The organism is Mesorhizobium sp. M0306, from assembly GCF_040321655.1.
Lineage (GTDB): Bacteria > Pseudomonadota > Alphaproteobacteria > Rhizobiales > Rhizobiaceae > Mesorhizobium.
In genome coordinates this window covers 1-23,076 of sequence record NZ_JAMYRY010000003.1, presented here as the reverse complement: position 1 = coordinate 23,076, position 23,076 = coordinate 1, and the positions used below count along the sequence as shown (strand labels likewise).

Here is a 23,076-nt window from a genome sequence, read left to right as displayed (position 1 = left end):
CGGAAACGATGATGATGAGGGCGGCGCGACTCCATGGACCCGGCGACTTGCGCGTCGAGGATATCGCCGCGCCAGGCGCTCCCGAGCCAGGCTGGGTGAAGCTGAGGGTCGATGCCGCAGGCATTTGCGGTTCCGATCTTCACAACTTTCGCACGGGCCAATGGATAAGCCGATCGCCTTCGACGGCTGGCCATGAGCTGACAGGCACGGTGATCGCCATCGGCGAGGGCGTGGATACCGTCGCCGTTGGCGACCGAGTGGTCGCCGATTCCCGTTTCTGGTGTGGAGAGTGCGCGCAATGCCATGCAGGCAGGCGGCATCTTTGCACGTCGCTGGGCTTCGTCGGCGAGATATGCGACGGCGGATTTGCCGAACAGGCGGTCCTGCCCGCGCGCCTCCTGCACATCATCGATGCCGCGCTGGACGAACGGATCGCGGCGATGGCCGAGCCGCTGGCTGTAGCGTTGCACGCAGTGCGGCGTCTGCCGAAAACGGCCGGCTCCGTTCTTGTCGTCGGCTGCGGGACTATCGGCGGGCTTGCCGCACTGCTGCTTTCCCGGACATTCGCAGGTACCGTGCTCGTCGCCGATCGCAATCAGGGCCGCTGCGCTCGGGTGGCGCGGGTGACCGGCGCCAGCATCGTCGATTTGAACCGGGACGCCATTGCCGCCGCCACCGCGGATGCCCCCTTGCTCGCTGCCGTCGAAGCGACCGGCAGCATCGCAGCACTCAGCCAGTTGCTCGGCGTTCTCGATGCCGGCGGCACCGTTGCGATGGTCGGCATATTCCATGGGCGCCTCGATATCGATCCCAACATCCTGGTTGAACGCGAAATCGCATTGCTGGGATGCCACGCCTTTGCCGATGAGCTTCCCGACGCCATCCGGATGCTCGGCGAGTTGACCGAGCCCATGGTCGAACTGATCGACCGCGAGATTGGCCTGGATGATGTTCCCGCAGCCTATGAGCGGTTGTTGGCGGGGCAGGGCGATGGCTTGAAAACAATCATCCAGATGCGGTCTGCCGGGCGCGTGTGATTTCCGAACGTTGCCGGAAAGGATTTTTGAAATGATCACTTTGCCCGACACCGCCAGCCCTCTTTACGAGAAGGTCAAGGACTACATCCTGACGAACATCGGAACGGGGCGATGGAGCAAGGACCGGAAGCTGCCGTCCGAAAATGAATTCGTGGCGACACTCGGCGTGTCTCGGATGACGGTCCACCGTGCCTTGCGGGAGTTGACCTCTGCGGGTTTTTTGATCCGGCTCCAGGGCGTCGGCACATTCATCGCGCCACCTCGACCGCAATCCGCACTGATCGAGATCAACAACATCGCGGCGGAAATTGTCGCGCGGGGAAACAGGCATCGCTCCGAGGTTATCGTCCTCGAAAAGATCATGCCGACAAAGGAGCTCGCGCTTTCTTTCGAGTTCGCAAGGCGCGCGTCGGTCTATCATTCCATCGTCGTCAACTTCGAGAACGACCTGCCTGTGCAACTGGAAGAGCGCTTCGTCAACCCGAGCCTGATACCCGACTATGACAAGCAGGACTTTTCCAAGACGGCGACCTACGACTATCTCATGCAAAAAACCCCGGTGACGGAGGTCGAGCACATCATCTCGGCGACTCCTGCCGATGCCGAGACGGCGCGGCATCTGGGCATCGATGTCGCAAGCTGCTGCCTGTTTCTGCATCGCCGGACATGGACGGGCGCCGTCGTTGCCACGATCAGCAAGCTGACTTACGTTGGAAGCCGCTACTCGCTTGGCAGTCGGTATTCTCCGTCCAAAAAGACCTGATCGCAGTGAAGCGAATCAGAGTTGGAAGGAGGGGTCTAACTTGTATATGCATGTATGTATTTAGCCTTGACATCCGCCGTTGCTGACGTTGAAGTGTCGTCGCACTTTCGTTGAACGGACAGCTAAGATGCCGAGGCACGGTGCTGCAAGAGCAGAAGCCCGCATTCTCACCAGGCCGGATGTTTGGTTCAAAAAAGCGGCCTGATCATCAAGGGGAACAAGATGATGCGTAACCTAGCAGGACAATTTCGGGCACTCGTTATGGCTGCTGCCGTCGGGTTTGCCCCGGCGGCCTACGCGGCCGACACGACAATTCCGGCGACGCCTGAGGCAGGAACATTCAAGATCGGCATCGAGCCATGGCTTGGCTATGGCCAGTGGCACGTCGCCGAGGCCAAGGGCCTGTTCAAGGCAAGCGGGCTGTCCGACGTGCAGATCGTGAACTTCGCCGAGGACAAGGACATCAACGCCGCCCTGGCGAGCGGCCAGCTCGATGCCGCCAACATCGCGACCCACACGGCTATGGGCATGGTTGCGGCCGGCCTGCCGGTGAAGATCGTGCTTCTGCTCGACGTCAGCATGACGGCAGACGCCATGATCGCCGGCAAGGACGTCGCCTCCGTCGCCGACCTCAAGGGCAAACAGGTCGCTTTCGAGGAAGGCACGACGAGCGACATCCTGCTCAAATACGCGCTCGCCAAGAACGGCATGTCCATCGCCGATGTCCAGCCGGTACCAATGCCGGCGGCGGATGCCGGCAGTGCGTTGATCGCCGGCCAGGTCCCGGTCGCGGTGACCTATGAGCCCTATCTCACCGCCGCCAGGGCACAGAACAAGGATGTCAAGCTACTCTTCACCGCAGGCGAAGATCCCGGCCTGATCAGCGACGTGTTCGTGGTGCGCGATGAGGTGATCAAGTCGCGTCCTGGCCAGGTGCTTGCCATGATCAAGACCTGGGATGCGGCCCTGAAGGCCTACAACGCCGACACGCCCGACGGCCGGGCGATCATCTCCAAGGCGGTTGGTTCGAGCGTCGAAGACCTCAACACCGCCTTTGATGGCGTGCGTTACTATAGTCTCGCCGAAAACAAGGATGCGCTGATGGGCGAATTCTCCACCAAGATATTCGCCGATGTCGAAGCGGCCGCCAAGAACGCCGGGCTGCTTCAGGCGGACGTGACGCCGGAGCAGATGATCGACCCGTCATTCGTCAAGGCCGCGAAATGACGAGGGCCGGCTCGCGGTGGTGACGCAAATGTCCGAGCAGCGTGCCACCAAAACGAGCCCGTCTCACGCAGTACCGAGGCCGGTGACCAAGCAACCGATGCTCCGTCGCCGATCCGACGGGTTAGGGGCGCCCCTCGCACCCTCGCGCTTGATGATGATTGCAGTGACCGTCTTTGCCGGCCTCGGCCTCGCCTGGTGGGCGGCAACGGGGCTGGGACTGGTAAAGCCAATTTTCCTGCCCTCGCCGGGAAGCGTGGTGACCCAACTCGGCAAGCTCTCGGGTGACGGCACGCTGTGGCTGGATCTCAGGACCTCGATATACCGTATTTCCATTGGCTTCCTCATCGCCTCGGCATTGGCGATTCCGATTGGCGTGCTGATCGGCAGCTTCAGGACCTGGGAAGCGGCGATCGAGCCGCTTGTGGATTTCATCCGTTACATGCCGGTGGTCGCTTTCGTGCCCCTCTCCATCCTGTGGTCGGGGACAGGCGATGCCCAGAAGTTCCTGATCATCTTCATAGGCACCTTCTTCCAGCAGGTGCTGATGATCATGGACAATGTGAAGCGGGTTCCCGCTGATTTCATTGGCCTTGGCAGGACGCTCGGGCTGCCGGATCGCAAGATCCTGACGCGCATTGTGGTTCCCAGCGCCTTGCCGGGCATCTGGGATACGTTGCGCATCAGTCTCGGCTGGGCCTGGACCTGGCTGGTATTGGCGGAACTTGTCGCGGCGACATCAGGCCTCGGCTACCGCATCACCGTGTCCCAGCGCTATTTCCAGACCAACACCATCATTGGGTACATCCTGCTGCTGGGCGTGCTTGGTCTCATCACCGACCAGGTCATGAAGGCACTGGGAAAAGTGCTGTTCCGGCAGGAAGGCCACGTGCAATGAGGCCAGGCCGATGAGTTTGCCCAAACTGCGGATCAAAGGTCTCCACAAGAGCTTCGGCACTGGCGCGCGGCGCACGGAAGTGCTGCGCGATATCAATCTCGATCTTGCCGACAACGAGTTCGTCTCGCTGGTGGGCACGTCGGGTTGCGGCAAGAGCACGCTGCTGTCGATCGTTGCCGGACTGCAGGATTTCGACGCCGGAGATCTTGCCATCGATGGCGCGCCGATCCTGCAGCCGGGCCTCGACCGCGGCGTCGTCTTCCAGTCCTACACCCTGCTTCCCTGGCTGACGGCGCAGCAGAACATCGAGTTCGCCCTCAAGGCCGCGGGTCATGATCGCGCGACCTGCCGCAGGATAGCACGCGAGCATCTCGATCTGGTCAAGCTCCCGCACAGCGCCAATCGCTATCCGTCCGAGCTTTCGGGCGGCATGAAGCAACGGGTGGCCATAGCGCGTGCTCTTTCCTATCGACCCAAAATGCTTCTGATGGACGAGCCCTTTGGCGCGCTCGATGCCTTGACCAGGCATCAGATGCAGGAACTCCTGACGCAGATCTGGGAGGAGCACAGGCTCACCGTGCTCTTCGTCACCCATGATGTGGAAGAAGCCGTCTACTTGTCGGACCGCATCATCGTGATGGGGATCGGCCCGGGACGCATCATGCAGACCTTCAATGTCGACATCGAGCGCCCGCGCCGGGAAGAGGTCATGGAAACCCCGGCCTTCATGGATTTGCAGCGCAGCGTGCACAAGGCGATCCGCGAGGCCTCAAAACGTCCCGAAATGGTTTAGGCGGGCCACTCAATTACTTACAATCGGCGACCAGCGTTGCGCCCAATCTCGATATCGCGCCATCGCAAATTCCCGACCAGGGGAGCCGCCATTGGCGTCCTGCTCCTCAACCTCGAAAAAAATTTGCAGGACAATGTCGATTTCCTAAACTCCGTTCGTCGTTTCGATGCCGGCCGGTGAGGCCGGCTCAACAAGGAGACAGACGATGCGTGTGATGGTGCTCGTGAAGGCTACCGAGGACAGCGAAAAGGGCTTTCTCCCCACGCCCGAGGCGAAGGAAGCGATGGAGGCGATGGGCAGATTTAACGACGAGCTGCGCAATGCCGGCATCTTGCTCGACGCCGACGGCCTCAAGCCCTCCTCGCAGGGCAAGCGCGTTGCGTTCGATGGTCCCCGCCGGACGGTCATCGACGGGCCTTTCGCCGAGACCCGCGAACTGGTCGCCGGCTTTTGGCTCTGGGAAGTCAAGGACATGGACGAGGCGGTCGCCTGGGTGAAGCGCTGCCCCAATCCCATGCCGGGACCGAGCGAGATTGAAATCCGGCCGCTGTACGAGATGGCTGATTGGCAATGGGAATCTGACGCCGGAGGTCACGGAAATCCATGACCGGACGCGCGAGAAGCGCAGCGGCAACTGAGACTGTCGGCCGCAACCTGCTTGCCTCCATTATGGCTTTGGCCGACAAGGCAGCATGACCGCAGGCGAGACGCAGCAGGCGATCGAGGCGATTTTTCGCATTGAACGGGCCCGGCTCATTGCGGGCCTGGTCCGCCTCGTGCGCAATGTCGACCTTGCAGAGGAACTGGTGCAGGACGCCCTCGTCATAGCCCTGTCCGAATGGTCCAGGGCCGGCGTTCCGGCCAATCCCGGCGCTTGGCTGATGACGGTCGGCAAACGCCGCGCCATCGACGCGATCCGTCGCGACAAGATGCGCGAGCGCAAGCATGAGGAGATCGCGCGGGAGCTGGACGGCGAGTGCGACGGTACGGCCGAGGGAAACGAAATGGCCATGAACGACGATCTTGGCGACGAGCTGCTGGGCCTCATCTTCACAGCCTGCCACCCCATACTTTCGGCCGACGCCCGCGCGGCGCTCACGCTGCGCGTCATCGGCGGCCTGACGACGGACGAGATCGCCCGTGCTTTCCTGTCAAGCGAGGTGACGATCGCCCAGCGCATCGTCCGCGCGAAGAGGACGATCGGAAAGGCCGGGCTCAGCTTCGAGGTGCCGCGCGGCGCCGAGCGTGCGGCGCGTCTGTCCTCGGTGCTGGAGGTCATCTATCTCATCTTCAATGAAGGCTATGCTGCCACGGCCGGCGACGACCTTGTCCGGCCGGGCCTGTGCCTGGAGGCACAACGGCTGGGCCGCATGCTGGCGGGGCTGATGGCCGAGGATGCCGAGGTGTTCGGCCTGCTGGCTCTAATGGAAATCCAGGCATCGCGCCTGCCGGCACGCATCGGGCCGGACGGCGCCCTCTTGACCCTGACCGAGCAAAACCGCGCGCGCTGGGACCAGTTGCTGATCCGCCGAGGCCTTGACGCGCTGGCCCGTGCCGAAGCCCTCGGGGGCGATGGCCCCTATGTGTTGCAGGCCGCGCTTGCAGCCTGTCACGCGCGGGCGCGCAGTCCGGCCGATACCGACTGGCCCCGCATCGCAGCGCTCTACGACCGGCTGCGTGCAGTGATGCCCTCGCCGGTGGTCGATCTCAATCGGGCGATCGCCCACAGCATGGCCTTCGGGCCCGAAGCGGGCCTGCGGCTGGTAGACGAGATTGCCGACGCCGCCGCCTTGCGCAATTATGCGCCATTGCCAGCGGCGAGGGGCGATTTTCTGTTTCGGGCCGGCCGGCTGGCCGAGGCCCGCGCCGAATTCGAGGCTGCGGCCAAGCTCACCCGCAACGTGCGCGAGGCGGCCTTTCTCCTCGCCCGCGCAGACGCTTGTGGTTGACAGCATCGCTCTCCGTGCCTGAAGCGCCGCTCGGCAACATCGAAAGCCGCCAGTTCGCTCACGGCCAGCTCCCTTCAATGAGCGCGATCAGCTCGCAACGCGAAAGGGATTAACGATGCGCAAGCCTTCGTCGAGCGCCATTGCGTGCTGCATGTCCTCTGACAAAAGTGTATCGCAGCCAGCGTGAATCGAGCCAATCGGTTTTCGCGGCTTGGGTATATTCATTTTGGAGGAGAGGGCCTCGATCATGCCAGCAACTGCGTCGGCACGCCGATAATCGGTCCTGCCTCGGCGAGCCGCTGGTCGAGGGTCCACACCGTGGCGCCATGCTCCGATGCCGCCGCGAGGTGCAGGGCGTCGCCAGCACGAAGCCCGAGCATATGTTGATCGGCGAATTTCGCGGCGACCCGAAAATGCCCGCCCGTCACCGGCAGCATGGTGAAGCTCTCAGCGACCAGCTTATTGAACATCGCGAGCGCTGCAGCGCGCTGCTCCAGGTCGATCTGTCCGGTCCGAAGCTTGGTCGCCATGGCGGAGGATATCTCGGTGATGGTCCAGTCGCTGATCACAAGTTGCGCTGGGTCCTGCTCCGCCAGCCAGCCCTGAACGCGCGCGGTGATGGCTTCGTTGGATAGCGCCGCGACGATCAGCGAAGTATCGAGATAGAACATCAATAGCGATCGCCATCTCGCATCGATCGCACCAGATCGGCGGCAACCTGGGCCTGCAGAGGCATGGTTGCGGTCAGGGATTGGAGCAGGCCGGCGTCGATCCGTTTGCGAGGGCGGGCCACGGCCGTGAGCCTGGCGACCGGCTTGCCACGCCGGGTTATGTCGATCGAGTCTCCAGCCTCGACCCGGTCGACGAGCTCACTCAGATGTGCCTTGGCGTCCGCCAAATTGACCGCGTCCATCTCAGCTCCTGACCATGTAGATGGTCATGTAGCGCATAACGCGTGACAATTCCAGTGCAGAGCACGGCGAATGAGCAACTGGCTGCGTGAGCGAAGCAGGTGATCGCTCCTGCAACGAGAATTATGCCGCTTCCCGCTTGACTCATACATATCCCGATGGTTATACATCGATCAATAGCCGAAGGGTTATCGATCCCAATGCCAAACGCTCACGATGTGCTCTTCAGAACGCTTGCCGATCCGACTCGGCGCGCTATTTTTGAGCGACTGTGTCGTGAAGGAGAGCAGACGGTCGGGGCTCTGACGGCTCAGGCCGGGATCTCGCAACCGGCCGTGTCAAAACATCTCGGCGTTTTGAGGCAAGCCGGGCTCGTGCGCGACCGCCATGCAGGACGGCAGACCCATTATAGCGCGCAGCTTGCTGCGCTTGCCCCCCTGATCGACTGGACAAGCCAGATGACCGGGTTCTGGCAGAGCCGGTTCGACGACCTCGAAGACCTGCTCAAAAGGATGGACCAGTGAACGAAATCGCGACCGAAACGCTCTCCGTCATTGTCGAACGGGAAATCGCTTATCCGCCCGAGAAGATCTGGCGCGCACTCACCCAACCACATCTGATCGAAGAGTGGCTCATGAAAAACGACTTCAAACCTGTCGCGGACCACCGTTTCAATCTTCACGCAGCCTGGGGCTCTGTCGAATGTCAGGTCCAGACGGTCGAGCCGAACAGAACGCTGACTTACACGTGGGATACCAAGGATCTCAAGAGTGTCGTCTCCTGGACCCTGACCCCCACGAGCACCGGAGCCCGCTTGCGCATGGAACAGTCGGGCTTCCGGCCGGATCAGCAGCCTTACTTCCGGGGTGCCAAAGTCGGCTGGCCGAGGTTCTTTGACGATCTGGAGCAGGTTCTGGCGCGGACGGACTGAGATCCGCGGGCGCTATTCAAGCAAGGGCTCTGTTACAGAGCGGCAGATGGCGGGGCGATAATGGAGGCAAGCCAATGAAGATCAAGTTGACCAAAGTATACGTGGACGACCAGGAAAAGGCTCTGGGTTTCTACACCGAAACGCTCGGCTTTACGAAGAAGGCCGATTTCAGCAATGGGCCGTTTCGCTGGCTGACCGTCGCATCAGCCGACGGGCCGGACGGTGCCGAGCTGCAACTCGCGCTCAATGACAACCCGGCCGCAAAGACCTATCAGAAAGCCATTTTCCAGCAGGGCCAGCCCGCGGTCATGTTCTTCACCGACGACATCAAGGGCGACTACGAGCGCATCAAAGCGCGCGGCGCCGAGTTCACCATGCCGCCGACCGAAGTAACCGGCTCGACCATCGCCCAGCTGAACGACAACTGCGGCAATCTCGTTCAAATCACCCAGCTGGCGCGCTGGTAAAGCACGCGTTCAGTGGCGTGGCTGCCCGGCGAGAGCCGCCAAACGGGCCGCCCGATCCGCTCGTTCGTCTTCAGAGGAGGTCTCAATGGATTGGAACAAATGGGTTCGGCAGATCCACCGCTGGCTGTCGATTATCTTTGCGGCGGTCGTCGCCGCTATCTTCATCAGCTTGGGAGCAGGCAAGGAACCCGCCTACTGGGTATACCTCTTGCCGCTGCTTCCGCTAGGCTTGCTCCTGCTTACCGGTCTGTACATGTTCGTGCTGCCTTACGCGCCCAAGTGGCGCAGCGCGGGGGGCACCGGCGCACTGGAGTGAATGCATGGCCAATAAGACGTCTATCGAGTCATCGGCGGTCGTGAAGAAGCCAGCCGCGAAGCCTGCAGCCGCAAAGCCGGTCCTCCTCGCAGGCGGCAACCCGCAGATCCCGAAGGGTGATGGTGACGCTCCTGTGCAGGCCTACATCGCGGCCATGCCGGGCTGGAAACGCGACGTCGGGCGCCGCCTCGACGCACTCATCGAGCACAACGTTCCCAACCTGCGCAAGGCCGTCAAATGGAACTCGCCCTTCTATGGCGTAGAGGGTCAAGGCTGGTTCCTCAACTTCCATTGCTTCACAAAGTACATCAAGCTGGCCTTCTTCCGCGGCACGTCGCTGCAGCCTGTCCCTCCAGGCGAGTCCAAGCACAAGGACGTGCGCTACCTCGACATCCGCGAGGACGACCAGCTCGACGAAGCTCAACTCACCGACTGGGTAAAGCAAGCCAGCCAGTTGCCTGGCGAGCGAATGTGAGTGGAATGCCAGTCATTCCCGCAAACCCGGTGCCGACTAGCGGTATTCATCTGACGGGCGAGCGGCAACAACCGCAGGGAAAGCGACAATGATGATGAAGAGTGGCTCTATGGAAGGAAATGCAGAGAGCTCTCCCTCTCAGCTGATCGATGCGAGGATCAGTGAGCTGGGCGATTGGCGAGGCAAGACGCTTTCCCATGTCCGCGCTCTCGTCAAGCAGGCTGACCCGGAAGTGGTCGAGGAGTGGAAGTGGCGAGGTGTTCCGGTGTGGTCGCACGCCGGAATAATCTGCACCGGCGAGACCTACAAGAACGTCGTGAAGGTGACCTTCGCAAAGGGCGCCTCCCTGCCGGATCCTTCAGGCCTGTTCAACTCCAGCCTTGAAGGCAACACCAGGCGCGCCATCGATATCCGTGAGGGCGAGGACATAGATGAGAATGCGTTCAAGGCGCTGATACGCGCTGCTGCCGCCCTGAACACGGCCCGATAGTCAGCTCCGGCCGATATGGTCGGCTAGCGGGCCGAGAGCGGCGAGCAAAACTTCGCCGGTGGCTTGCGTCGCGTTCTCATGCGGCGCGCGCAGGTTCAGCCAGCGACTGTCGCCAGACCGTACCGCCAGCACTGCCTTCATCGCGGAGATGAGGCCGGCGTCCTGGATGATTTTGCGGAACGCCTTGATGGCGGCATCCGCGTCGGTAGTGTCCTCTCCCGCCAGCGCTGCGTCGTAGAGGGCCCGGATCGCTGCGGCATTCAGATTGACTGTCGCCGAGATGCAGCCGGCAGCACCGTGGGCGAGGCCTTTGGTCAGCTGTGCTTCCGAGCTCGGGAAGACCGCGACCCTTGGTGCCGCGGCAATGACCTCGGCGGTGTTGTTCCAATCGCCGGCGCTGTCCTTGTAAGCCACCACGACATCGGGAAACGCTTCGCTCAATCGGGCGGTCAGCGCCGGGCTCACCGGTACGCCGGAATTCTGCGGGATATGGTAGAGGATCATCCTCATCGCCGGGTTCGCCACCCGTCCGATCAGCTCGCTGTAGTAGCGGGCCTGACCGTTGTCGCCGGCGGCCGTATAGAAGAACGACGGCAGCACCATCACCCCGGCACAGCCGAGACCGACCGCATGCGCGGTCAGCTCGACGGTTTCGGCAAGTGCTGTGACGCCAGTGCCGGGCATCAGACTGCCCGGCGAAATGCCAGCCTCGACCAGCCACTCCAGCGCTTGCATGCGCTCGCGCAACGAGACGGACAACGCCTCGCCCGTGGTACCGAACGGCGACAGGAAATGCGCTCCCTGATCCAGCACCCACTTGGCGTGTGATATCCAGAGGTCGCGGGCAATGCGGCCGTCGTTCTCGAACGGCGTCAGGATCGGTGCGATGGTTCCTTGCGGGCGGATCATGTGCGTCCTTCTACCGGTGAAAATCTGTGCAGTGCTCAACGCCCGGCAACAAGAGTGTCGAGCAAGCTACATGAAGCAGTGTTGCTGAGTACCGGCCGTTCGGCCTCGAAAGCAAGCGGCTCGCGCATAGACGCGCGATTGTGATCGGGCGGCGGTTCTGAGGCCCTCGAGGTATATCCTTGTCACGGGACAACGTCGTCTGGCCGAAAGGGGGGTGACAAACGAGTTCTGCTGTTTCATCAATGCCGCCTTTTGAGGAGAAGCCCATGCGGAGGATCGGTGTCGGCATTATCGGCTGCGGCAACATTTCGGATGCCTATCTGAAGGCGTCGCCACAATTTCCGGTGCTCGACATTGTCGGCGTCGCCGACATCAATCGGACGGCGGCCGAGGCCAAGGCAGCGGCCTACGGCCTGGCTGCCATGCCGGTCGACGCGCTGTTGGCCGATCCGCGCGTCGAGATCGTGGTCAATCTGACGACGCCGCAGCATCATGTGCCGGTCGGCCTGCAGGCTGTCGGGCAAGGCAAGCACGTCTATTCGGAGAAGCCGCTGGCAACGACGCTCAACGACGCCGAGCGGCTCGTTGCGGCCGCACGCGAACAGGGCGTGCGTGTCGGCTGCGCACCCGACACCTTTCTTGGCGGCTCCCACCAGACGGCGCGGCGGCTGGTCGATGAGGATACGGTTGGGACCATTGTCGCCGGCACTGCCTTCATGCAGGTGCCCGGCCACGAGCTCTGGCATCCCAATCCGGATTTCTACTATCAGCCCGGCGGTGGGCCGATGCTCGACATGGGACCGTACTATCTGACCTGCCTGGTTAACCTTCTGGGTCCGGCAAAATCGGTGATCGGGCAGGCAAAGTCATCCTATCCCACCCGCACCATCGGTTCTGGACCGCGCCAGGGCGAAACGATCCAGGTCGAGGTGCCGACCCATATTTCCGGCCTGCTCACATTCGAGAATGGCGCCGCGGTCTCGATCACCACCAGCTTCGACGTCTGGAAGCATGAACACAATCACATCGAACTTTACGGAACCACCGGCTCGATGATCGTCTCCGATCCCAATCAGTTCCAGGGCGACATCAGGACCAGCCAGCGCAAGGGCGACTGGACCGTGGCCGATCAGATCCATTCCTATGGCGACGGCAATTACCGGGGCCTCGGCCTTGCCGACATGGCGCAGGCGATCGTCTCCGGCAGACAGCACCGTGCTAGTCTCGATCTTTCCCTCCATGTCCTGGAAATCATGGAATCGATCATCTCTTCAGCAGAGATAGGGCAGCGTATCGACCTGAGATATGGCTGCGCCCGGCCGGCGCCGATGCGCGCCGACCTGCCTTTCGGAATTCTGGAATAGGGAATAATGCGATGAGCAAGACGGCACTGATTTTCTGGGGCGGCTGGGAAGGTCACACCCCGGCCCGAAGCGCCGAAATCGTCAAGGAGATGCTGGCCGGCAACGGCTTCGACGTGCAGCTGGAGCAGGGGACTTCGGCACTTGCCGATCCGCAGCTGGGCAAGCTCGATCTCATTGTCCCGGTGATCACCATGTCGACGATCGAAAAGTCGGAGCTGCAAAACCTGACCAGCGCCGTCAGGGCCGGCACCGGCCTTGCGGGTTTTCACGGCACCATGTGCGACAGCTTCCGCAACGAACCGGAATATCAGTTCATGACGGGCGGCCAGTGGGTCGCCCATCCCGGCAACATCATCGACTATCACGTCGACATCACCAGGCCAGACGATCCGATCATGCAAGGCATCGACGGCTTCGCCTACCGTTCAGAGCAGTATTACATGCATGTCGATCCGACCAACGAGGTGCTGGCGACGACTACTTTCACCGGCGAGCATCTCGATTTCATCGCTGGCGTCGTCATGCCGGTTGTCTGGAAGCGCCGCTACGGCAACGGCTGCGTCTTTTACAGCGCGCTCGGCCACACCGCCGACGAGTTCACCGTGCCGCAAATGCGCACGATGTTCGAACGCGGCGCGATTTGGGCCAGCCGAGACGCGGATCTTGCGTAGCCATTCGATCTGAACGCCACGTATCGTTGTAATCTTTCAAAGAACGGCCGTCCGAAGGCTGACACACAGGCCCGAACTGCAGCCGATTGACTGCCATGGTAGTATGCAATACATTTGCGGTCTCATAAGGAATTCCGTAGCTGGAGGTCGAATGGAGCAGACGTGGCGATGGTTTGGCCCGAGCGACGCGGCTACGCTTGCCCATGCCAGGCAGGCCGGCGCGACCGGGATAGTGACGGCACTGCACGACATCCCTTACGGCGAAGTCTGGCCGATCGACGCCATCAGGCAGCGCCAGGCGCTGATCGAGGCGGATCCGGCGATGGGCCTCAAATGGAGCGTCGTCGAGAGCGTCCCCGTGCACGAGGACATCAAGCTCGGCCGCGGCGATCTCGATCGGCTCTACGACAATTTCAGGCAGACTTTACGCAATCTCGGCGCCTGCGGTGTGCGCACGGTCTGCTACAACTTCATGCTGATCCTCGACTGGACCCGCACCGACCTGGCTGCGCCGCTGCCGGGCGGCGGACGGGCGCTCCGCATGAACATGCACGAGCTTGCCGCGTTCGATTGCTACATGCTGCAGCGCAAGGGATCTGAGCGCGACTATGCGTCCGATGTTCTCCAGCGGGCGAGCGAATGGTTCGAGACGACGCCGGATACGTCAAAAGAGCGTCTGCTCGCCAACATCATGGCCGGCCTGCCGGGCGCCTTCAAGCGCTACGACATAGCGGAATTGCGCGAAGTGGTTGCCGAGCAGTCGAGCCTGTCGCACGACCGGCTGCGCGAGAACCTCGTCAGTTTTCTCGAAAACGTGTTGCCGGCGGCCGAAGAGGCGGGCGTCACGCTGGCGATCCACCCGGACGATCCGCCGCGCGATCTCGTCGGCCTGTGCCGGATCGTCAAGAACGCCGACGACATCGCCTTTATCCTGGACACGGTGCCATCGGCCCATAGCGGCCTTACCTTGTGCACGGGGTCGCTGGGCGCCAACCCGGCCAATGACGTGCCCGCCATGGCCAGACGTTTTGCGCACAAGATCAACTTCGTGCATCTGCGCAACGTCAGCAAGGACCTGGACGGCTCGTTCATGGAATCCGAGCATCTGAGCGGCGATGTCGACATGGTGTCGGTGGTCTCGATCTTGCTCGACGAGCAGCAACGCCGCCGCGACGCCGGCGAACAGGCGGCGCTGCTGCCGTTTCGCCCGGATCATGGCCACGAGCTGATCGATGACGCCGCGCGGCACACCCATCCCGGCTACCCCGTGATCGGCCGTCTTCGCGGCCTTGCCGAACTGAGAGGCGTGATGACGGCGATTGCCCATCAGCGCGGCTACCGGCTGCAATGACGGCGCCCCGCCTGCTCTGCGTCGGCGCGCTCACCTACGACACGATCTTGCGCCTCGATGTCCTGCCCTCCGGCGCCGGCAAGTTCCTGCCAAGCGAGGCCGTGCAGATCGCGGCCGGCATGGCGGCAAGCGCCGCCGCGTCGGCCAGCCGCCAGGGCGGGCAGGTCTGGCTATGGGCAAGCGTCGGCGACGACGCGGTCGGCCGCGATGTCATCGGCCAGATGGAGGCGGAGCGGGTCGACTGTTCGCTGGTGCGCAGGGTTGAAGGTGGCCGCTCGGCCATTGCCACGATCCTGGTCGATGCCGCCGGCGAGCGTATGATTGTGCCCTTCTACGATGCCGTCACGCAAGCCGATCCGCACCGCCTTCCGCCGGCGGATTTTTCCCGCTTCGACGCCGTGCTGGTCGATGTCCGCTGGCCCGGAGCCGCCGCCCTGGCGCTGGCGAAGGCTCGAGAATGCGGCATTCCGGCGATCCTTGACGCCGATGTCGCATCTCGACCGGTGCTCGACCGGCTGCTGCCGCTCGCCTCGCATGTCGTTGCATCGCTGCCGGCGGCACGCATCCTTTGCGGTCCGGAGATATCCGCCGGCTCTGCCGTCGCTATTCTCGGCGAACGGACCGGCGCCTTCGTGGCCGTCACCGATGGGGCGAACGGCACCGCGTTCCGCTACTCGGGCAGCAATGATGTCCGTCGTCTGCCGTCGCCGCGGGTCGAAGCCGTCGACACCCTGGCGGCAGGCGACGTGTTTCACGGCACCTTCGCTCTCGGTCTGGCCGAAGGTTGGGACGAAGAGCGGGCCATAGCGGTGGCCAGCGCCGCCGCCGCCCTGAAATGCCTGCGCTTTGGCGGACGTCTTGGCGCACCGACGCGCGCGGAAACGCTGGCTTTCATGCAAGGATCGACATGAAGCCGAACACGCTTGGGCCGGTTCGCAAAGAAGGGCACGTCAAATGGCGCCGATCGACTACCATGGTAGTCACTGCGCAGCTGTTCTTGGGAGGATAAATGGCTGAATTCAAAAAACGCGCACTCGTCACCGGGGCGGCCATGGGCATCGGCCGTGCCGTCGCCGAAAGGCTGGCCGAGCAAGGCGTCGACCTGATCCTGTTCGACCGGGCGGGTGATCAGCTGGACGAGGTCGCGGCGCAGCTTTCGGCGCGCGGCGAGACCGTGCACACCGTGCTTGGCTCAACCGCCGACACTGAAGCCTGCGGCCGCGCCGTCGAGCTTGCCCGGTCCGCGTTCGGCGGGCTCGACATGCTCTCCCACAATGCCGGCATCCAGCGTTACGGAACGGTGGAGACCACGGACGAGGCGCTTTGGGACGAGGTGATGAACGTCAACCTCAAGGCTGCCTATCTGCTCTCCCGCGCGGCGATGCCGCTGCTGCGCCAAAGCCGCGGCGCCATCGTCCATATGAGCTCGGTGCAGGGTCTGGCCAGCCAGGAAGGGGTTCTGGCCTACAGCACGGCCAAGCACGGCCTGATCGGCCTGGTCAAATCGATGGCCGTCGACTATGCGCCGCTCGGCGTGCGCGTCAATGCCGTCGCTCCGGGAGCGGTCGACACACCGATGCTGAGGGATGCGGTCAAGCTCAACGATAAGCCCGACGAGATCCTGCGCATCCTCGACAACATGCATCCGCTCGGCCGTACCGCCCGGCCGCAAGAGATTGCCGCAGTCGTTGCCTTCCTGCTGTCCGATGATGCCTCCTTCGTCACCGGCGAGGTCGTGCGCGTCGATGGCGGGCTGCTGGCGCGCATCGGCGGTTCTCCGCGCAAGGAATAGCGCCGGCGCTGCTGCTTGCGCAGGCATTTCATGAACGGCTTGAAGCTGCAGAGCCTTTAAGGGGATTGCCGATGGCAGGGCTTTTGGGAATGCGGACCCTCACTGAGGGGCGGCTGGGCGAAACCGGCCCCGGCGCTTCAGTTGGGGCTAGGACGTTCGAGGTTCTGCTCGACCAGATCTTGACCTTCCGCCTGAAGCCGCACGAGCTGATTTCTGAAAAGGCGATGTCGGAAGCCCTCGGCGTGAGCCGCACGCCGGTCAGGGAGGCGCTCGCCCGGCTGGCCGGTCTTGGCCTGATCGACATTTATCCGCAGCGCGGCAGCATGGTGGCGCCGCTGCGGATCGCCGATCTCGAGAAATCGCAGTTCCTGCGCGAAGCGCTCGAAGTCGGCCTGATCAAGCGCGCGGTCGAGAGCCCCCGCCGTGCCGAACTGCTTGCCATGCTCAAAGGCGAACTGGCGGTCCAGGAGACGTTCGCCTCCATCGCGGACGACAGGCGCTTCTTCAAGTCGGACGAGCTGTTCCACCAGCACATCGCCAGCCATGCCGGGTTCCCCGGAATCTGGGCCGACATCAGCGCGGCGAAGCTGCACATGGACCGCTTCCGCTTCCTGTCTTTCCCGCGCCTCGACAGCATGTCGGTGGTCCTCGGCCAGCATCGGCGGATTGTCGATGCGCTCGAGCAGGCCGACGCGCTTGCGGCGGAAGAAGCAATGCGAACGCATCTTCGCCGCATCTTCGAGGTGCTCGAAATCGTCCAGGAGCGCTATCCCTATTATTTCGAGGCAAACGGCAGTGTGAGCCCGCCGTCGGCCGGCTCAATCCAAGCCTGAGCCTTTCTTGCGCGCTTCCGAAAGCGTCTTGGTCTTGCTGCCGGATTTGTCGGAAGCTGGCTCGGCTTTGCGATCTTGACCCTCGCCGCCTTGCTCCTTGCGGAGTTGCTTTTCCACTATCGATCGCGATCCTGCCGCCGGGTCTTGTTCAGGATGAGTATCGGCTCCCGTCATGTCGGCTCCTATCCATTTTGATCAATGGCGTGCGGCGTGGGCTGACCTCCGCCGCCGGTTCTGTCGCGCCCGATCATCAGCCAGGCGGCGAACAGCACGACCAGTACGACCGCGATCCAGGCGACGAGGCGAGGCATCGGCCTCACGTCCCTCGCCGCCGCTTGCTGCCGCGTGCCTCCGGATCGGAGCCGGCCCCGACCGTTGGATCGGGCACGACCGGACCGCGCTCGGCCTCGGAACCCTCAGCTTCGATCTCCTGCACGGCCTGATCCCAATGCTCGCGCTCGCGTCCTTGCGGACGGCCTTCGCGCTCCCAGATCTCATGGGCTCGCTGCCTGATACGCTCTTCCCTGTCCATGGCCTTTGCCTCCTCATCCCCTAATCCGGCGATCGCTGGTTTGTTCCGCGCTGCCAGCGCCGTTCATTGCGGTTCAGTTGACGTGATCACCGGGCGCTCTAGATCAAACTTCACGCCGAAGTCGCTTGGTGCGGGGAGAACAATCGTGTGGCAGCAACGCTACAAGCACGTATTGTAAATGCCGTTACAGCCGTCGGTCTTCGACCGGACCGCCCGTGCTTGCTGCCGATAATATTTGTACTGACGGCATGCTCGCCTTCCGGCCAGGTTGAGCAGCAGTCGAAAACCGCCGCTTCCGCCACACAGACTGCTTCGCTGGTCCTGGAGAGCTGGATCGCTGGGGGAGCCCCGTCGAAATACACGTCGCGCACTTTGCAATCCGTCGGCAAGGCGCTCGCCGATGCCGGTGCGCAAATCCAGTCCGCCAAGTCGCCTGAGCCCAGCGAGCAAGCCGGTCTGACGATGGCGGTTGGACGGCTTTCGGCAGTGGTAATGCGCGCGGCGACGGCCGTGCAGAACGGCAACCGCTCGGAAGTGGAACACGCGCAGCAGGATCTGCGGGCCGCCGCCGCCGATCTGAGAACGTCCTACGCGAAATATTTCACGCCGAAATCATGAAGAAGCTGCTCGAAATATCGCTGGGCGTCGTCACCAGCGTTGGCGGCTTTCTCGAGGTCGGATCAATGGCGACAGCCGCTCAGGCCGGCGCGGCGTTCAGGTTCCAGCTGATATGGGCCGTCGTCCTGGGCACGATCTGCATCATCTTCCTGGTCGAGATGGCCGGCCGGTTCGCCGCCGTTAGCCATCACACCATCGCCGACGGGATTCGGGAACGGTTTGGCTTCAACGCCTTTCTGTGGCCGTTGCTTGCGACCTTGCTGGTCAACTTCCTGGTCATGGCAGCCGAAATCGGCGGTGTTGCCATTGCGCTCGAGCTCGCCACCGGCATCGGCTTTCAGTGGTGGGCGCTGCCGGTCGCGTTTCTGGCATGGCTGTTCCTTTGGAAAGGCACGTTCGGATTCATCGAAAAAGGCGTCGCGATCCTCGGGCTGGTCACGCTGTGCTTCGTGGTTGGCGCAGTCATGCTGAAGCCCGATTGGGGGCAGGTCGCGGCCGGGGCCCTGCCCACACTGCCGGATCACGACGCGGCCAACTACTGGTTCATGGCGGTCAGCATTCTTGGTGCGTCGATCTCGCCCTATCTGTTCATGTTCTATTCGTCGGGAGCGATCGAGGACAAGTGGGACAAGAGCTATCTCGGAGCCAATCGAGCCACTGCCGGCCTGGGCATGAGTTTTGGCGGCACAATCGCTATCGGTGTGCTGATTGTGGCGGCGCTCGTGCTGGCCGCGCACGGCATAGAGCAGGTCGATGACTACCACCAACTGCCGCTGATGCTGATTCCGATCTTCGGTTTCTGGGGATTTGTCCTGTTCGTTGCTTCACTGGGCATTGCCTGCTTCGGTGCCGCGCTCGAAATCGGCCTGCAGCAAGCCTACCTTGTGGCGCAGGGTTTCGGCTGGACCTGGGGCGAGAACCTGAAACCGCGCGACGACCCGGGTTTCAGCACCGTCTATACGATCTTGTTGGTTCTCGCCGCCATTCCGATCGCACTGGGCCTCGATCCGCTGAAGCTCACCATCTTTTCCATGGCGCTGACGGCCGCCAGCCTGCCGCTGACCGTGGTGCCGTTCCTCTTCCTGCTGAATGACGAGCGTTATGTCGGCGAGCACCGCAATGGCATGATAGCGAATGCCGCGGTCATCTTCATCATCGCGCTCGGTTTCGTGCTCGCGATCGTGACCATTCCTTTGCAGATATTCGGAGGCACGTGATGGAGTTGCTGCGCGACATCCTGGACAAGCAAGTGGTCGACCGCGAGCAGGTCAAGATCGGCAAGGTGGACGGGCTGGTGGCCGAGCTCAGGCCAGGCAAGCCGCCTAAAATCGTTGCGGTCGAGCTCGGCTCGATCACGCTGGCGCGTCGGCTTGGCGAGCGACCCGGGCGCTGGATGGCCCTGCTTGCGGCAAGGCTCGGCGGCAAGCGCCATGCCGAGCCGCACCGCATTGCCTGGAACAAGGTGCGCGACATCGGCGTCGACATCGAGTTCGATATCGACGTCCGCGAAACGGCGGTTTTCGACTGGCAGGACTGGCTGCGCGATCATGTCATTGGGCGTATTCCGGGAGCTGGATGATGGCCACCGTCAATCTTGAGCAATTGGCTGGCAGGACTGTGCTTTCGCAGCGCGGCAAAAGCATCGGCCGTATCGAGGAGATACGCGCCGAACCGGATGGCGACGACCTGGTAGTTACCGAGTACCATGTCGGCATCCACGCGGCCTTCGAGCGTCTGTCCGCCTCGGCCATCGGCATTGCGGTCCTCGACGCCTTTCGACTGCGCAGTCGCGACAGCATGTACCGCATTCCCTGGGACAAGCTCGACATCTCCGACCCGGCGCAGCCGCGACTGTTATGCACGAAGAAAGAACTTTCCGGTATGAAGGGGCGTATCGAGGGCGATAAACCGGAATGAACGATACTTTCCCGCCGTCGGAGAATGGGGTCCAGTGAAAGTCCTGGTTACCGGCGCCACCGGCCTGATCGGTGCCTCCGTCGTCGCACGTCTTCTTTCCGATGGGCATGAGGTGATCGGATTGGTCCGCAGCCCCGGCGCAAACCGGGCCGGCAACTATCAGTTGCTGGTGCTGGACATGGCGGTGGCGCTGCAGCCAGAAGACTGGTTGCCGCATCTCAGGGGTATCGACGCCGTCGTGAATTGCGCGGGCGTCCTGCAGGACAGCCCTCGCGAAAAGACGCGCGAAGTCCATCGCGATGCGGCGGCAGCACTCTTCCTCGCCTGTGCGCGGGCAGGGGTTGCCCGGGTGATCCACTTCTCGGCGATAGGCGTCGATCGGGCGCAGCCTTCGACGTTCTCGGCGACGAAACTGGCCGGCGATCAAGCGCTTATGGCGCTTGATCTGGATTGGGTGGTCCTGCGCCCGTCCGTGGTGCTCGGCCGGCCGGTCTTCGGAGCCAGCGCATTGTTTCGGGGTCTCGCTTCGCTGCCGGTGCTGCCGTCCATGCCCGGCACCGGCCGGCTCCAGGTGGTACTACTCGACGATGTGGTCTCAACAGTCGTCTTCCTTCTCGATCCCGACAGTCCGTCTCGCATCGTGTTGGAACTTGTCGGTCCCGAACAGCTGAGCATGGACGAGGTCGTCGGCAGCTATCGCCGATGGCTCGGCTGGGCTCCGGCAGCCAGGTTTGTCTTGCCAGTGGCTGTTGCAAGGCTTCTCTACCGCTTCGGCGACCTTGCCGCGATGTTCGGCTGGCGCCCACCGATGCGCACCAACGCGGCCAGGGAGATCGCCCGAGGAGCGGTTGGAGATCCCTCGGACTGGACCGCCGCGACCGGCATACGCCCGCAAACCCTGGCGGGCTTCCTCGCGCTCAATCCGGCAACGGTGCAGGAAAAATGGTTTGCCCGGCTGTACTTCATCAAGCCGGCGATATTCGTGGTCCTGCCCGTCTTCTGGATCGTGACGGGGATCGTGTCGCTGACCACCGGCTACGTCGGCGGCGTCGATCTGATGCAAAGCACGGGGGCCGGCATCTTGTCGGCGCCGACCGTGCTCGCCGGCGCTCTTGCCGACATCGCCGTCGGCGCGCTCATAGCCTGGCGGCCGGCGACGCGAAAAGGCCTCTATGGCGGCATCGCGCTCTCGCTCTTCTACCTGGCCGTCGGAAGTTTCCTGCGCCCAGAGCTGTGGAACGACCCGCTTGGGCCGTTCCTCAAGGTGTTACCGATCCTGGTGCTGCACTTTGTGGCCTTGGCGGTGCTGGAGGAGCGTTGATGCTCTATTTCCTGCTGAAATTTCTGCATGTCATCGGCGCATCCGTGCTGCTTGGCACCGGCGCCGGTATCGCTTTCTTCATGCTGCTCGCCCACAGGACCGGCAATGCCGCGGCGGTTGCGGCGGTGGCGCGTATCGTCGTCGTCGCCGACTTCCTTTTCACAGCGACGGCCGTGGTCGCGCAACCTTTGACGGGAGCCGCGCTCGCCTGGCAGGCAGGCTACTCGCTGTCGGAGGGCTGGATCGTACTTTCGATCGCGCTCTATATCTTCACCGGAATGTTCTGGCTCCCGGTCGTCTGGATGCAAATGGAGATGCGCAAGCTGGCATCTCAAGCCGCCGCTGCAGGCGCGCCGTTGCCGCCGCGCTATCATCGGCTCTTCTGGCTGTGGTTCGCCTTCGGCTTCCCCGCCTTCGCTGCGGTACTCGGGATTTTCTGGGTGATGATCGCTCGGCCAGCAATCGAATGGTAGGTCGCAGGCAGGTCCCCCTGCGATAATGCCCAGTCAAAGCACTGCGGAAAAATTCCGGCCCATGCAGCGCGAATATCTGCCCGGAGCGGACCTGCGCCTCGACCTGTAAGTCGCACCGGAGTCCGGTCCCGTATCATTTCCAACCGCGCGCTCACCGCCATCGGCACAGGACAAGATCCCGTCTTGAGGCTGGTTAGGCTTCGCTTACCAAAAAAGATGACGTCTGAGGGAACACGGGAAGCACAGGCAAGTTCGGTGCGCAGTGGAGGAGATTGCGCCATGAACAGTGTTATTTATCTCATCGGCCTCGTCGTCGTCGTGCTTGCAATCCTCTCCTTCCTCGGATTCCACTAGGAGATACCATGCAGGACCAGGACGATCAGGGCCGTCAGACGGCCGATTTCGAGACCGCCAGAAGCGAGCTTTCGGAAAGACTACAACGGGAAAAGCAGACCGCGACGGAAGCGCTCCACGATGCGCGTGACGAGATCACCAGGAAAGCCGGAGATTACGCATCGGAAGCAAAGCAAGCATTGTTCAACAAGGCGGAGGGAACGCAGCGCGACGTGAGCGCCAATCTCAAGGCCTTCAGCGGCGCATTGCGCGCGGCAAGCGAGCATCTTGCCAACAATGATCAACGGACCGCTTCGAAATTCGCCCTTGACGCCGCAGGCGGGCTCGAGCGGCTTTCCTCGTCCCTGAAGGATAAACCGTTCGACGAGGTGCTTGGCGAAATTCAGTGGTTCGGCCGCGAAAACTCGGGGGCGCTGATCGCCGGTTCGGTATTGGCAGGCCTGGCGTTGGGACGGTTCATCAAGAGCTCGCCACCCTCTGCCCAAACCGGAGCACCGGGCCAGTCGGGAACAGGCCGGGCGCCCGAGACGGGTCCTAGCTCGAATGAGTTCGGATGGCGATCGGCAGAGGCAGTTGAGCCGGCCCCGCTAGGATCCGATCAGTCCGGCGATGACTGGGCCAATGCAAGCCTGGAGCGAAACCCATGACTGACAATCAGGACACTCGCAGCCTGACAACCCTTGTCAG

General features: G+C 62.7%; 33 protein-coding genes. 26 read left to right on the top strand and 7 right to left on the bottom strand.

Going from position 1 to position 23,076, the window contains the following annotated elements:
* Positions 1-14: 14 nt before the first annotated feature.
* The 7 genes from NKI95_RS07090 (at position 15) to NKI95_RS07060 (ending at position 6,664) form a co-directional block, all read left to right on the top strand.
* Positions 15-1,037 (top strand): zinc-dependent alcohol dehydrogenase, encoded by a 1,023-nt coding sequence (locus tag NKI95_RS07090; protein WP_352715308.1) that lies wholly within the window; start codon positions 15-17, stop codon positions 1,035-1,037.
* A 31-nt stretch (positions 1,038-1,068) separates the two neighbouring features.
* The gene (gene hutC, locus NKI95_RS07085) at positions 1,069-1,800 is read left to right on the top strand and encodes a histidine utilization transcriptional repressor HutC (RefSeq protein WP_352715306.1); all 732 of its coding nucleotides are present in this window, start codon (positions 1,069-1,071) and stop codon (positions 1,798-1,800) included.
* A 225-nt stretch (positions 1,801-2,025) separates the two neighbouring features.
* Positions 2,026-3,027: an ABC transporter substrate-binding protein gene (locus tag NKI95_RS07080; RefSeq protein ID WP_502908316.1), complete on the top strand. Its 1,002-nt coding sequence runs from the start codon at positions 2,026-2,028 to the stop codon at positions 3,025-3,027.
* A 97-nt stretch (positions 3,028-3,124) separates the two neighbouring features.
* Positions 3,125-3,922: an ABC transporter permease gene (locus NKI95_RS07075; protein ID WP_352715303.1), complete on the top strand. Its 798-nt coding sequence runs from the start codon at positions 3,125-3,127 to the stop codon at positions 3,920-3,922.
* Between the two features lie 10 nt (positions 3,923-3,932).
* Complete coding sequence (locus tag NKI95_RS07070; RefSeq protein WP_292654399.1) at positions 3,933-4,715, top strand: ABC transporter ATP-binding protein; 783 nt, start codon at positions 3,933-3,935, stop codon at positions 4,713-4,715.
* Between the two features lie 205 nt (positions 4,716-4,920).
* On the top strand, positions 4,921-5,322 hold the full coding sequence (locus NKI95_RS07065) for a YciI family protein (RefSeq protein ID WP_352475767.1): 402 nt from the start codon (positions 4,921-4,923) through the stop codon (positions 5,320-5,322).
* 85 nt (positions 5,323-5,407) lie between these two features.
* Positions 5,408-6,664 (top strand): RNA polymerase sigma factor, encoded by a 1,257-nt coding sequence (locus tag NKI95_RS07060; RefSeq protein ID WP_352715301.1) that lies wholly within the window; start codon positions 5,408-5,410, stop codon positions 6,662-6,664.
* An 87-nt stretch (positions 6,665-6,751) separates the two neighbouring features.
* Here NKI95_RS07060 and NKI95_RS07055 read toward each other — a convergent pair whose 3' ends face one another.
* The 3 genes from NKI95_RS07055 to NKI95_RS07045 are packed head-to-tail and all read right to left on the bottom strand — an operon-like array spanning position 6,752 to position 7,577.
* Positions 6,752-6,913, bottom strand: a complete 162-nt coding sequence (locus NKI95_RS07055) for a hypothetical protein (RefSeq protein ID WP_352715298.1) — start codon at positions 6,911-6,913, stop codon at positions 6,752-6,754.
* Positions 6,910-7,335: a type II toxin-antitoxin system VapC family toxin gene (locus NKI95_RS07050; RefSeq protein ID WP_352715834.1), complete on the bottom strand. Its 426-nt coding sequence runs from the start codon at positions 7,333-7,335 to the stop codon at positions 6,910-6,912. The genes NKI95_RS07055 and NKI95_RS07050 overlap by 4 nt, the downstream gene beginning before the upstream one ends.
* A complete protein-coding gene (locus tag NKI95_RS07045) occupies positions 7,335-7,577 on the bottom strand; it encodes a type II toxin-antitoxin system Phd/YefM family antitoxin (protein WP_352715296.1) in 243 nt (80 codons plus the stop codon). The genes NKI95_RS07050 and NKI95_RS07045 overlap by 1 nt, the downstream gene beginning before the upstream one ends.
* 198 nt (positions 7,578-7,775) lie before the next feature.
* Here NKI95_RS07045 and NKI95_RS07040 point away from each other — a divergent pair, with 198 nt between their 5' ends.
* From NKI95_RS07040 to NKI95_RS07015, 6 genes are all read left to right on the top strand, one after another.
* Entirely contained in the window at positions 7,776-8,099 is a 324-nt protein-coding gene (locus NKI95_RS07040) for an ArsR/SmtB family transcription factor (RefSeq protein ID WP_023716560.1), read from the top strand.
* Entirely contained in the window at positions 8,096-8,506 is a 411-nt protein-coding gene (locus tag NKI95_RS07035) for an SRPBCC family protein (RefSeq protein ID WP_352715293.1), read from the top strand. The genes NKI95_RS07040 and NKI95_RS07035 overlap by 4 nt, the downstream gene beginning before the upstream one ends.
* Before the next feature lie 74 nt (positions 8,507-8,580).
* Positions 8,581-8,973, top strand: a complete 393-nt coding sequence (locus NKI95_RS07030) for a VOC family protein (RefSeq protein WP_352715291.1) — start codon at positions 8,581-8,583, stop codon at positions 8,971-8,973.
* An 85-nt stretch (positions 8,974-9,058) separates the two neighbouring features.
* On the top strand, positions 9,059-9,289 hold the full coding sequence (locus tag NKI95_RS07025; protein ID WP_292654431.1) for a hypothetical protein: 231 nt from the start codon (positions 9,059-9,061) through the stop codon (positions 9,287-9,289).
* Between the two features lie 4 nt (positions 9,290-9,293).
* On the top strand, positions 9,294-9,764 hold the full coding sequence (locus NKI95_RS07020; RefSeq protein WP_352715287.1) for a DUF1801 domain-containing protein: 471 nt from the start codon (positions 9,294-9,296) through the stop codon (positions 9,762-9,764).
* Between the two features lie 91 nt (positions 9,765-9,855).
* Positions 9,856-10,254 carry a DUF1801 domain-containing protein gene (locus NKI95_RS07015; RefSeq protein WP_292654454.1) on the top strand — a complete coding sequence of 133 codons (399 nt, stop codon included), beginning with the start codon at positions 9,856-9,858 and terminating at the stop codon, positions 10,252-10,254.
* Here the strand turns inward: NKI95_RS07015 and NKI95_RS07010 are convergent, their stop codons facing one another.
* Positions 10,255-11,163, bottom strand: a complete 909-nt coding sequence (locus NKI95_RS07010) for a dihydrodipicolinate synthase family protein (RefSeq protein ID WP_352715285.1) — start codon at positions 11,161-11,163, stop codon at positions 10,255-10,257.
* Positions 11,164-11,429: 266 nt separating this feature from the next.
* On the opposite strand from NKI95_RS07010, the gene NKI95_RS07005 reads away from it, so the two are divergent.
* The 6 genes from NKI95_RS07005 (at position 11,430) to NKI95_RS06980 (ending at position 17,174) form a co-directional block, all read left to right on the top strand.
* On the top strand, positions 11,430-12,527 hold the full coding sequence (locus NKI95_RS07005; protein WP_352715284.1) for a Gfo/Idh/MocA family protein: 1,098 nt from the start codon (positions 11,430-11,432) through the stop codon (positions 12,525-12,527).
* An 11-nt stretch (positions 12,528-12,538) separates the two neighbouring features.
* The gene (locus NKI95_RS07000; protein WP_352715282.1) at positions 12,539-13,198 is read left to right on the top strand and encodes a ThuA domain-containing protein; all 660 of its coding nucleotides are present in this window, start codon (positions 12,539-12,541) and stop codon (positions 13,196-13,198) included.
* A gap of 151 nt (positions 13,199-13,349) precedes the next feature.
* Entirely contained in the window at positions 13,350-14,549 is a 1,200-nt protein-coding gene (gene uxuA / locus NKI95_RS06995; RefSeq protein WP_352715279.1) for a mannonate dehydratase, read from the top strand.
* Entirely contained in the window at positions 14,546-15,460 is a 915-nt protein-coding gene (locus NKI95_RS06990; protein WP_352715277.1) for a PfkB family carbohydrate kinase, read from the top strand. Before uxuA ends, NKI95_RS06990 begins: the two co-directional genes overlap by 4 nt.
* Positions 15,461-15,558: 98 nt before the next feature.
* The gene (locus NKI95_RS06985) at positions 15,559-16,341 is read left to right on the top strand and encodes an SDR family NAD(P)-dependent oxidoreductase (protein ID WP_352715274.1); all 783 of its coding nucleotides are present in this window, start codon (positions 15,559-15,561) and stop codon (positions 16,339-16,341) included.
* Between the two features lie 71 nt (positions 16,342-16,412).
* Complete coding sequence (locus NKI95_RS06980; RefSeq protein WP_352715272.1) at positions 16,413-17,174, top strand: GntR family transcriptional regulator; 762 nt, start codon at positions 16,413-16,415, stop codon at positions 17,172-17,174.
* Here NKI95_RS06980 and NKI95_RS06975 read toward each other — a convergent pair.
* From NKI95_RS06975 to NKI95_RS06965, 3 genes are read right to left on the bottom strand one after another with little or no spacing between them, the layout of a single operon-like run.
* Positions 17,160-17,348: a hypothetical protein gene (locus NKI95_RS06975; protein WP_352715270.1), complete on the bottom strand. Its 189-nt coding sequence runs from the start codon at positions 17,346-17,348 to the stop codon at positions 17,160-17,162. The two genes, NKI95_RS06980 and NKI95_RS06975, sit on opposite strands and share 15 nt — an antisense overlap.
* Before the next feature lie 8 nt (positions 17,349-17,356).
* Positions 17,357-17,485 carry a hypothetical protein gene (locus tag NKI95_RS06970; RefSeq protein ID WP_352715267.1) on the bottom strand — a complete coding sequence of 43 codons (129 nt, stop codon included), beginning with the start codon at positions 17,483-17,485 and terminating at the stop codon, positions 17,357-17,359.
* A gap of 5 nt (positions 17,486-17,490) precedes the next feature.
* Complete coding sequence (locus NKI95_RS06965; RefSeq protein ID WP_352715265.1) at positions 17,491-17,706, bottom strand: DUF2934 domain-containing protein; 216 nt, start codon at positions 17,704-17,706, stop codon at positions 17,491-17,493.
* A gap of 219 nt (positions 17,707-17,925) precedes the next feature.
* Here NKI95_RS06965 and NKI95_RS06960 point away from each other — a divergent pair, with 219 nt between their 5' ends.
* The 7 genes from NKI95_RS06960 to NKI95_RS06930 all read left to right on the top strand — a co-directional run bounded on the left by NKI95_RS06960 (position 17,926) and on the right by NKI95_RS06930 (position 23,036).
* Positions 17,926-18,324 (top strand): hypothetical protein, encoded by a 399-nt coding sequence (locus NKI95_RS06960; RefSeq protein ID WP_352715263.1) that lies wholly within the window; start codon positions 17,926-17,928, stop codon positions 18,322-18,324.
* Positions 18,321-19,541, top strand: a complete 1,221-nt coding sequence (locus NKI95_RS06955; RefSeq protein ID WP_352715260.1) for an NRAMP family divalent metal transporter — start codon at positions 18,321-18,323, stop codon at positions 19,539-19,541. The genes NKI95_RS06960 and NKI95_RS06955 overlap by 4 nt, the downstream gene beginning before the upstream one ends.
* Positions 19,541-19,903 carry a hypothetical protein gene (locus NKI95_RS06950; RefSeq protein ID WP_352715257.1) on the top strand — a complete coding sequence of 121 codons (363 nt, stop codon included), beginning with the start codon at positions 19,541-19,543 and terminating at the stop codon, positions 19,901-19,903. Before NKI95_RS06955 ends, NKI95_RS06950 begins: the two co-directional genes overlap by 1 nt.
* Positions 19,903-20,241 (top strand): hypothetical protein, encoded by a 339-nt coding sequence (locus NKI95_RS06945; protein WP_352715255.1) that lies wholly within the window; start codon positions 19,903-19,905, stop codon positions 20,239-20,241. The genes NKI95_RS06950 and NKI95_RS06945 overlap by 1 nt, the downstream gene beginning before the upstream one ends.
* A gap of 34 nt (positions 20,242-20,275) precedes the next feature.
* Entirely contained in the window at positions 20,276-21,562 is a 1,287-nt protein-coding gene (locus tag NKI95_RS06940) for an SDR family oxidoreductase (RefSeq protein ID WP_352715253.1), read from the top strand.
* Positions 21,562-22,035, top strand: a complete 474-nt coding sequence (locus NKI95_RS06935; RefSeq protein ID WP_352715251.1) for a DUF2269 family protein — start codon at positions 21,562-21,564, stop codon at positions 22,033-22,035. Before NKI95_RS06940 ends, NKI95_RS06935 begins: the two co-directional genes overlap by 1 nt.
* A gap of 272 nt (positions 22,036-22,307) precedes the next feature.
* Positions 22,308-23,036, top strand: a complete 729-nt coding sequence (locus NKI95_RS06930) for a hypothetical protein (protein ID WP_352715249.1) — start codon at positions 22,308-22,310, stop codon at positions 23,034-23,036.
* The last annotated feature ends 40 nt before the right edge of the window (positions 23,037-23,076 follow it).

Coding starts and splice junctions, on each gene's coding strand:
- NKI95_RS07020 (WP_352715287.1), top strand. CDS start 9,294: ATGGCCAATAAGACGTCTATCGAGTCATCGGCGGTCGTGAAGAAGCCA.
- NKI95_RS06980 (WP_352715272.1), top strand. CDS start 16,413: ATGGCAGGGCTTTTGGGAATGCGGACCCTCACTGAGGGGCGGCTGGGC.
- NKI95_RS07075 (WP_352715303.1), top strand. CDS start 3,125: ATGCTCCGTCGCCGATCCGACGGGTTAGGGGCGCCCCTCGCACCCTCG.
- NKI95_RS07090 (WP_352715308.1), top strand. CDS start 15: ATGAGGGCGGCGCGACTCCATGGACCCGGCGACTTGCGCGTCGAGGAT.
- uxuA (WP_352715279.1), top strand. CDS start 13,350: ATGGAGCAGACGTGGCGATGGTTTGGCCCGAGCGACGCGGCTACGCTT.
- NKI95_RS07040 (WP_023716560.1), top strand. CDS start 7,776: ATGCCAAACGCTCACGATGTGCTCTTCAGAACGCTTGCCGATCCGACT.
- NKI95_RS07030 (WP_352715291.1), top strand. CDS start 8,581: ATGAAGATCAAGTTGACCAAAGTATACGTGGACGACCAGGAAAAGGCT.
- NKI95_RS06945 (WP_352715255.1), top strand. CDS start 19,903: ATGGCCACCGTCAATCTTGAGCAATTGGCTGGCAGGACTGTGCTTTCG.
- NKI95_RS07060 (WP_352715301.1), top strand. CDS start 5,408: ATGACCGCAGGCGAGACGCAGCAGGCGATCGAGGCGATTTTTCGCATT.
- NKI95_RS07065 (WP_352475767.1), top strand. CDS start 4,921: ATGCGTGTGATGGTGCTCGTGAAGGCTACCGAGGACAGCGAAAAGGGC.
- NKI95_RS07050 (WP_352715834.1), bottom strand. CDS start 7,335: ATGTTCTATCTCGATACTTCGCTGATCGTCGCGGCGCTATCCAACGAA.
- NKI95_RS06955 (WP_352715260.1), top strand. CDS start 18,321: ATGAAGAAGCTGCTCGAAATATCGCTGGGCGTCGTCACCAGCGTTGGC.
- NKI95_RS06965 (WP_352715265.1), bottom strand. CDS start 17,706: ATGGACAGGGAAGAGCGTATCAGGCAGCGAGCCCATGAGATCTGGGAG.
- NKI95_RS07015 (WP_292654454.1), top strand. CDS start 9,856: ATGATGAAGAGTGGCTCTATGGAAGGAAATGCAGAGAGCTCTCCCTCT.
- NKI95_RS07005 (WP_352715284.1), top strand. CDS start 11,430: ATGCGGAGGATCGGTGTCGGCATTATCGGCTGCGGCAACATTTCGGAT.
- NKI95_RS07080 (WP_502908316.1), top strand. CDS start 2,026: ATGCGTAACCTAGCAGGACAATTTCGGGCACTCGTTATGGCTGCTGCC.
- NKI95_RS07055 (WP_352715298.1), bottom strand. CDS start 6,913: ATGATCGAGGCCCTCTCCTCCAAAATGAATATACCCAAGCCGCGAAAA.
- NKI95_RS06970 (WP_352715267.1), bottom strand. CDS start 17,485: ATGCCTCGCCTCGTCGCCTGGATCGCGGTCGTACTGGTCGTGCTGTTC.
- NKI95_RS06950 (WP_352715257.1), top strand. CDS start 19,541: ATGGAGTTGCTGCGCGACATCCTGGACAAGCAAGTGGTCGACCGCGAG.
- NKI95_RS07045 (WP_352715296.1), bottom strand. CDS start 7,577: ATGGACGCGGTCAATTTGGCGGACGCCAAGGCACATCTGAGTGAGCTC.
- NKI95_RS07010 (WP_352715285.1), bottom strand. CDS start 11,163: ATGATCCGCCCGCAAGGAACCATCGCACCGATCCTGACGCCGTTCGAG.
- NKI95_RS07000 (WP_352715282.1), top strand. CDS start 12,539: ATGAGCAAGACGGCACTGATTTTCTGGGGCGGCTGGGAAGGTCACACC.
- NKI95_RS06990 (WP_352715277.1), top strand. CDS start 14,546: ATGACGGCGCCCCGCCTGCTCTGCGTCGGCGCGCTCACCTACGACACG.
- NKI95_RS06935 (WP_352715251.1), top strand. CDS start 21,562: ATGCTCTATTTCCTGCTGAAATTTCTGCATGTCATCGGCGCATCCGTG.
- NKI95_RS07025 (WP_292654431.1), top strand. CDS start 9,059: ATGGATTGGAACAAATGGGTTCGGCAGATCCACCGCTGGCTGTCGATT.
- NKI95_RS07070 (WP_292654399.1), top strand. CDS start 3,933: ATGAGTTTGCCCAAACTGCGGATCAAAGGTCTCCACAAGAGCTTCGGC.
- hutC (WP_352715306.1), top strand. CDS start 1,069: ATGATCACTTTGCCCGACACCGCCAGCCCTCTTTACGAGAAGGTCAAG.
- NKI95_RS06975 (WP_352715270.1), bottom strand. CDS start 17,348: ATGACGGGAGCCGATACTCATCCTGAACAAGACCCGGCGGCAGGATCG.
- NKI95_RS06985 (WP_352715274.1), top strand. CDS start 15,559: ATGGCTGAATTCAAAAAACGCGCACTCGTCACCGGGGCGGCCATGGGC.